This window comes from Vibrio sp. R-1 (assembly GCF_035615595.1).
Taxonomy (GTDB): Bacteria; Pseudomonadota; Gammaproteobacteria; order Enterobacterales; family Vibrionaceae; genus Vibrio; species Vibrio cholerae.
In genome coordinates this window covers 20,179-27,290 of sequence record NZ_WPDC01000048.1, presented here as the reverse complement: position 1 = coordinate 27,290, position 7,112 = coordinate 20,179, and the positions used below count along the sequence as shown (strand labels likewise).

Below are 7,112 nucleotides of genomic sequence, written 5' to 3'. Positions count from 1 at the left end.
CGAGCTTAAGCTCAAAAAACTACAGGGGTGTAGCTCCAATTGGCAGAGCAGCGGATTCCAAATCCGCGTGTTGGGAGTTCGAATCTCTCCACCCCTGCCATATATTGAACCTCAGCATAAATGCTGAGGTTTTTTTTTATCTGCCATTTAATTAATCTCGTCCTAAGAGTTTTTGTGATTAAGTGACGCATGTAACTTTTCTATTTTTCTCCTTATTGTTAACGGCAATCCGCCACATTGTTTTTGCTCAATCTATTATTTCGTTGAAGTTTTGCGCTTTATACCGAGGAGTGTTTAGAATACCCTCTTAGTTGGTAGATAAAGGAATCGGCATGTCATTCGCGATATTGGGTTTTATTGCTTTAGGCGGCGCGGTTGGTGCTTGCGCTCGTTTCTTAGTGTCCGAAATATGCATCACTTTATTTGGGCGTGGTTTCCCGATTGGAACACTGACCGTTAATGTGGTGGGGTCATTTATTATGGGGGTTTTGATCGCTTGTGTTGAAAATGAGTGGTTAAGCCCTTACCCATGGAAACAAGTGATTGGCCTTGGTTTTCTCGGAGCATTAACGACTTTCTCGACGTTTTCTATGGATAACGTGCTTTTAATGCAGCAGGGCGCTTTTTTTAAAATGGGGGCGAATGTACTGTTGAATGTTATTTTAAGTATTTCTGCTGCTTGGATTGGTTTTCACTGGTTAATAAAAAGTTGATCAATGAAACAGCCATTTTACTTGGTTAACGAATAAGCTTTATCTATAATGCTTCCACTTGTCGGAGTGCCATTGGGCTGAGACCGTTTATTCGGGATCCGTTGAACCTGATCAGGTTAATACCTGCGAAGGGAACAAGAGAAGACTCTCTTAGGTGACCTATTGTTATTAATAGCGTAGCTACCTATCGACTCATCTCTCATAGCATCTTTCCGTCAAGCATTTCTCCCTCTTATTAAAAAGGAAATGCTATGTCGAACCGTAAACAAGCAAGACTGGAAGCTAAGCGCTTTATTGATACCCTTTCTGTTGAGCCCTATCCGAACTCTCAAAAATCTTACCTATTAGGCTCTCGCCCTGATATTCGGGTACCTGTCAGAGAAATTACTCTCAGCGATACTTTGGTCGGTGGCAGTAAAGATGCACCCATCTTTGAGCCCAATGAGCCTATCTGTGTGTATGACACATCTGGCGTCTATACTGACCCTTCACATGATATTGATCTCTACAAGGGGCTTCCTAAGCTCAGAGAGGAGTGGATTGAAGAGCGTCGAGATACGCACATTCTGCCTAGTATGAGCTCTCATTTCGCCCGTGAACGCTTAGCGGATGAAACTCTAGATGAACTGCGTTATGGACATTTACCGCGAATTCGCCGAGCGATAGGCCAGCATCGAGTCACTCAGTTACATTACGCACGGCAGGGAATCATTACGCCGGAAATGGAGTTTGTGGCGATCCGTGAAAACTCTCGTCGTCTTGCTCATCAAGATCCAAGCCTGCTTCAGCAGCATGCTGGGCAGAATTTTGGTGCTAATTTGCCTGATCAGATTACTCCTGAGTTTGTGCGTCGTGAGATTGCGGAAGGGCGCGCCATCATCCCATGCAATATTAATCATCCTGAATCTGAACCTATGATTATTGGCCGCAATTTCTTGGTCAAGGTGAATGCTAATATCGGTAACTCTTCTGTTAGCTCTTCTATTGAAGAAGAAGTAGAGAAGTTAGTTTGGGCGACCCGCTGGGGCGCTGATACTGTTATGGATCTGTCGACAGGGCGAAATATCCATGAAACCCGCGAGTGGATCTTACGTAATAGCCCCGTGCCAATTGGTACTGTACCTATGTATCAGGCGCTGGAAAAAGTGAATGGTGTAGCAGAAAACCTCACATGGGAAGTGATGCGAGATACCTTACTAGAGCAAGCTGAGCAAGGTGTGGACTATTTTACAATTCATGCGGGCTTGTTATTGCGTTATGTGCCGATGACAGCCAAGCGCGTAACGGGCATCGTTTCTCGTGGTGGCTCGATTATTGCGAAATGGTGTCTTTCTCACCATCAAGAGAATTTCCTTTATACCCATTTTCGTGAAATCTGTGAGATTTGTGCGCAATATGATGTGGCTCTATCTCTAGGGGATGGACTTCGTCCTGGCTCGATTGCTGATGCTAACGATGAAGCGCAATTTGCTGAGTTACGTACCCTTGGTGAGCTAACTAAAATAGCTTGGGAATATGATGTGCAAGTCATGATTGAAGGGCCGGGGCATGTACCTATGCACTTAATTAAAGCCAATATGGATGAGCAGCTTAAGCATTGTCATGAGGCGCCATTCTACACCCTTGGTCCATTAACGACCGATATTGCTCCGGGTTATGATCATATTACCTCTGGTATCGGCGCTGCCATGATTGGTTGGTTTGGCTGCTCCATGCTCTGCTATGTCACACCTAAGGAACATTTGGGGCTACCAAACAAAGAAGATGTCAAAACAGGATTGATTACTTATAAGTTAGCGGCTCATGCTGCTGATTTGGCGAAAGGACATCCGGGAGCACAAATTCGTGATAATGCATTATCAAAAGCACGTTTTGAGTTTCGTTGGGAAGACCAGTTCAATCTTGCGCTTGATCCCGTCACAGCGCGCGCTTTCCATGATGAGACGCTACCGCAGGAATCAGGAAAAGTTGCGCACTTTTGCTCTATGTGTGGCCCTAAATTCTGCTCGATGAAGATCTCGCAAGAGGTCAGGGATTACGCAAATAACCAGACATTAGACACCACCCTCATTGACTTGGTTATGCCTGCGGAATCTATACAACTGGCGATGCAAGATAAGTCTCGTGAGTTTTTAGCTTCAGGTGCTGAACTCTATCATCCTTTGGTGAAAGAGCCGATTGAGGAGTAAGTCATGGTACGTTTGGTTTTTCCACGCCACCTGTCAGCCTTAATCGGTCACGTGCAACATGCACTGTTACATGCCAAGGAACAAGGGTTCGCTATTCCGCACATCCGTTTGGATGTGGGCTCTGAGGCTCGGTTTATTTTAGAGAAGAGTGAAGAGTCTTTGCGAATTGGCAGTAGTTTGTGCTCTCAAGAGGAGGCTTCTGAGCCTTGTGACTACTACCTAGACTATGTGTCTGAAAACCGAGTGTTACCCGAGGCAACGATGTCTAACGCTCGTTGCATGGTGACTGTAGGTCTTCATGATGAATATGGTTTTACGCTGGATAAGTGGCAGTATGGGAATGCTGCAGAGCAACTTATTATTTATCCATCAGAGAGTCATCGATTAAATAGTAAGGAAAATCAGCATCTTGCTTGGGTTTTAGCTACGTTGGCCTTAGGTTTTCCGATTGAAGATGGTTTGTGCATTGCAAGAGCGGCAATTACTCAAGGGGATAGCGTTTCACGTGAAACATGGCCAACGCAATTCGAGCTTTTCCCAGTAGCGCAATCGAATATTCGCTCTCTATCTACCAAAGTATTTCCAACCACCAGAGCATTTCCAAGGATTGATAAAGCAAAATTTAATCTCTATCCCGTAGTGGATGATGTGAATTGGATTGAGCATCTTCTGAAGCTCGGTGTTAGAACGGTTCAGCTGCGAATTAAAGATCCTAAGCAGAGGGATTTGGAAGCACAGATTATCCGAGCCATCGCGTTAGGTCGTGAATTCAACGCACAGGTTTTCATAAATGATCATTGGCAATTAGCCATTAAGCATCAGGCTTATGGTGTGCACCTTGGGCAAGAGGATTTAACGAGTGCGAATTTAACCGAGCTATTAGATGCTGGTATTCGATTGGGGCTTTCGACGCATGGTTATTATGAGTTACTGATAGCCGCAGGAATACAGCCTAGCTACATCGCCCTTGGGCATATCTTTCCGACGACCACTAAACAGATGCCGTCAAAACCACAGGGGCTAGCGCGACTAGCCGCCTATCAGCGGTTGGTTAATCAAATGCCTTACCAAGGAAAAAATGGCATTCCAACGGTCGCGATTGGTGGTATTGACCTCAGCAATATTCGCGATGTTCTCGATTGTGGCGTCACGGCGGTTGCAGTGGTGCGGGCTATTACTGAGTCACCGGATCCTAGCCTTGCAGTACAAGCGTTGAGTTCTGTTTTTGCAGATTTTATAGATGCAGAGTGCAAGTTGATGCCAGCCAGCGAGTCATTTGAGCCAATCGGTTTCTTAGCTAGAGAGGTGGCGGATGCTCACAGATAAACAGTTTCTCCGCTATCAAAGACAGATCAGCCTTGCTGAGCTTGGAGAGGAAGGGCAGCAAAAACTGCTTAATTCACGTGTGTTGATAGTTGGCTGCGGGGGGCTCGGTAATGTGGTTGCGCCTTATTTGGTTGGTGCAGGTGTTGGGCAAGTGATTATCGCGGATGGTGATAGGCTGGAGTTACACAACTTACACCGTCAGATTTGCTATCACGAGGCACAAATTGGTCACAATAAAGCCGAGCTTCTTGCTCGGCACTTACGCGAACTCAATTCAGAAGTACGAGTGAGGGTGATTGCTCGGGAAGTCGATGAGCTGATCCTGAACTTAGAAATCAACCAAGTGGATTTGGTGTTGGATTGTAGTGATAACCTTCCAACCCGCCACGCAATTAATCGAGCCTGTTATGCAGCGCGACGGCCACTCGTCAGCGGTGCCGTCATTGGGTGGGAAGGGCATCTAATGGCGTTTGACTATCGTCAATCTGCACCTTGTTATCAGTGTATCGTACCGGATATGGCAGAGCGTCAAGGCTGCAGTGACCGAGGCGTTGTTGGTCCTGTTGTCGGTATGATTGGTAACGGACAAGCCTTAATCGCACTGCATGCTCTGGTGGGGAGCGCCCATTTTCCTGCTAACCAATTACTGCGCTTTGACGGTAAGTCTATGAACTGGCAGAGCCTACAGCTTCATCAAGATAAGGTTTGTCCAGTTTGCAGCGTATCGTCACCTGTACAACAGAAGGAGCCGCAACCGTGCTAATGACTATCTACTTGAATCAGCAAGCCATCCAGACCGATATCTCTAGCTCATTATTGCATTTACATGCGCAGCTCAGTCTGCCTAGCCAAGGTTGCGTCTTCAGTCTCAATGGGCAGGTTGTCCCAAGAAGTGAATGGCAACACACCAAGCTTAATTCAGGGGATGAGATTTCCCTTTTCCAAGCGATAGCAGGAGGCTAAATCAGATGCTCAAGATTGCAGATAAAACGTTTCAATCCAGACTGTTTACCGGGACTGGAAAATTCTCTAATCGCCATGTCATGGCTGAAGCATTGGCCGTCTCAGGTTCAGAGTTGGTGACCATGGCGTTAAAGCGGATTGATTTGGCTCAGCGCGACGATGACATTCTTGCGCCGCTACTCAGTATGCAGATGAATCTCTTACCTAACACATCTGGAGCCAAAAATGCTGCTGATGCGTTGTATGCCGCCGAGCTAGCCCGAGAAGCCTTAGCCACGAACTGGCTTAAGTTGGAGATTCATCCTGATCCCAAATATCTAATGCCCGATCCCATCGAAACCCTGCTTGCGGCTGAACAATTGGTGAAGCTAGGTTTTATTGTGTTGCCGTATTGCCATGCTGACCCTGTCTTGTGCAAAAGATTGGAAGAGGTTGGCTGCGCTGCGGTTATGCCGCTCGGTTCACCGATTGGCAGCAATCAAGGCTTAGCGTCGAAAACCTTTCTTGAAATCATCATTGACCAAGCCAAAGTGCCGGTCATTGTCGATGCGGGGATTGGGTCGCCATCCGATGCTGCGCAAGCGATGGAGCTTGGCGCCGATGCCGTGTTAGTGAATACCGCTATTGCCGCGGCGCATGACCCCATTGCTATGGCGAAAGCCTTTAAGTTAGCGGTCGAAGCTGGGCGAATGGCTTATGAGTCGGGCTTGCCATCACGAGTAAAAATGGCGACGGCATCAAGTCCATTAACTGGATTTTTGGATTTTGTATCATGAGCTTCATTACCCACTTCCAACAATTAGGCTGGGATGACAGTCGGCTATCGATTTATGGTAAGACAGCGCGGGATGTTGAACGCGCTTTATCTTCACCTAAACGGACGTTAGACGATTTCAAAGCGCTGATTTCACCTGCCGCAGAGCCTTATCTAGAAACAATGGCGCAAATGGCTTATCAGGCCACTCGTCAACGTTTTGGCAATACCATGTCGATGTACATTCCGCTCTACCTCTCTAATCTCTGTTCGAATTCCTGTACCTATTGCGGTTTTTCAATGGATAACCGAATCAAGCGTAAAACACTGAATGAAGTGGAGATTGAACGAGAGATCGCGGCGATTAAACGAATGGGTTTTGATAGCGTTTTGCTGGTGACCGGGGAGCACGAAACCAAGGTGGGTATCGAATACTTCCGTCGGGCACTGCCTATCATCAAGCAAGCTTTTCATTATGTTGCGATGGAAGTTCAGCCGTTGCAGCAAGAAGAGTATGCCGAGTTAATTGGGCTAGGCTTGGATGCGGTGATGGTTTACCAAGAAACGTACCATCCGTCGACTTATGCGCAGCATCATTTGCGAGGCAATAAAACCGATTTTTGGTATCGACTCGAAACACCCGATAGGTTGGCTAGAGCGGGCATCGATAAAATTGGTATTGGCGCGCTGATTGGGCTTGAGGACTGGCGAACTGACAGCTTTTTTGTTGCGGCGCATCTGGATTATCTTGAGCGACAATATTGGAAGACGCGCTACTCAATTTCTTTTCCGCGTTTACGCCCGTGTGAGGGCGCTTTACAGCCGAAATCAGTAATGACGGATCGACAACTTGTGCAGTTGATTTGTGCATTTCGTCTGTTCAATAGCGAAGTTGAGCTTTCTTTGTCTACCCGCGAGTCACCGATGTTTCGTGATCAAGTGGCTAAGCTCGGGATTACCTCAATGTCTGCAGCGTCTAAAACTCAGCCGGGAGGGTATTCAGACCCTAAGGTTGAGTTAGAGCAGTTTGCGGTAAGTGATGAACGTTCTGCCGCAGAGGTGAGTAGCGCGTTAATGGAGCAAGGTTTACAAGTGGTATGGCATGACTGGCATCGAGCCTATTCAGGCTAATGTTTTACTCAAATTAGTGTTTCACGTGAAACCCAA

7 protein-coding genes, 1 tRNA gene and 1 riboswitch are annotated in these 7,112 nt (G+C 46.8%); all 8 genes read left to right on the top strand.

The genetic code is table 11. The annotated features are described in order from the left end of the window. The first annotated feature begins 23 nt into the window (after nt 1-23). Nucleotides 24-100: transfer RNA gene (locus GOU96_RS11345), tRNA-Trp, on the top strand. 232 nt (nt 101-332) lie between these two features. Next, the gene (gene crcB / locus GOU96_RS11340; RefSeq protein ID WP_000006443.1) at nt 333-713 is read left to right on the top strand and encodes a fluoride efflux transporter CrcB; all 381 of its coding nucleotides are present in this window, start codon (nt 333-335) and stop codon (nt 711-713) included. Nucleotides 714-765: 52 nt separating this feature from the next. Further along, nucleotides 766-864, top strand: a riboswitch (TPP riboswitch). A gap of 100 nt (nt 865-964) precedes the next feature. Continuing rightward, nucleotides 965-2,902 carry a phosphomethylpyrimidine synthase ThiC gene (gene thiC / locus GOU96_RS11335; RefSeq protein ID WP_258501957.1) on the top strand — a complete coding sequence of 646 codons (1,938 nt, stop codon included), beginning with the start codon at nt 965-967 and terminating at the stop codon, nt 2,900-2,902. A 3-nt stretch (nt 2,903-2,905) separates the two neighbouring features. Next, nucleotides 2,906-4,228 carry a thiamine phosphate synthase gene (locus tag GOU96_RS11330; protein ID WP_258501955.1) on the top strand — a complete coding sequence of 441 codons (1,323 nt, stop codon included), beginning with the start codon at nt 2,906-2,908 and terminating at the stop codon, nt 4,226-4,228. Next, nucleotides 4,215-4,991: a thiazole biosynthesis adenylyltransferase ThiF gene (thiF, locus tag GOU96_RS11325; RefSeq protein ID WP_108315838.1), complete on the top strand. Its 777-nt coding sequence runs from the start codon at nt 4,215-4,217 to the stop codon at nt 4,989-4,991. Before GOU96_RS11330 ends, thiF begins: the two co-directional genes overlap by 14 nt. Beyond that, nucleotides 4,991-5,191: a sulfur carrier protein ThiS gene (gene thiS, locus GOU96_RS11320; RefSeq protein ID WP_258501959.1), complete on the top strand. Its 201-nt coding sequence runs from the start codon at nt 4,991-4,993 to the stop codon at nt 5,189-5,191. Before thiF ends, thiS begins: the two co-directional genes overlap by 1 nt. Before the next feature lie 5 nt (nt 5,192-5,196). After that, nucleotides 5,197-5,967, top strand: coding sequence for a thiazole synthase (locus GOU96_RS11315; RefSeq protein ID WP_258501951.1), 771 nt, complete (start codon nt 5,197-5,199; stop codon nt 5,965-5,967). Next, entirely contained in the window at nt 5,964-7,076 is a 1,113-nt protein-coding gene (gene thiH, locus GOU96_RS11310; protein WP_000008473.1) for a 2-iminoacetate synthase ThiH, read from the top strand. The genes GOU96_RS11315 and thiH overlap by 4 nt, the downstream gene beginning before the upstream one ends. The last annotated feature ends 36 nt before the right edge of the window (nt 7,077-7,112 follow it).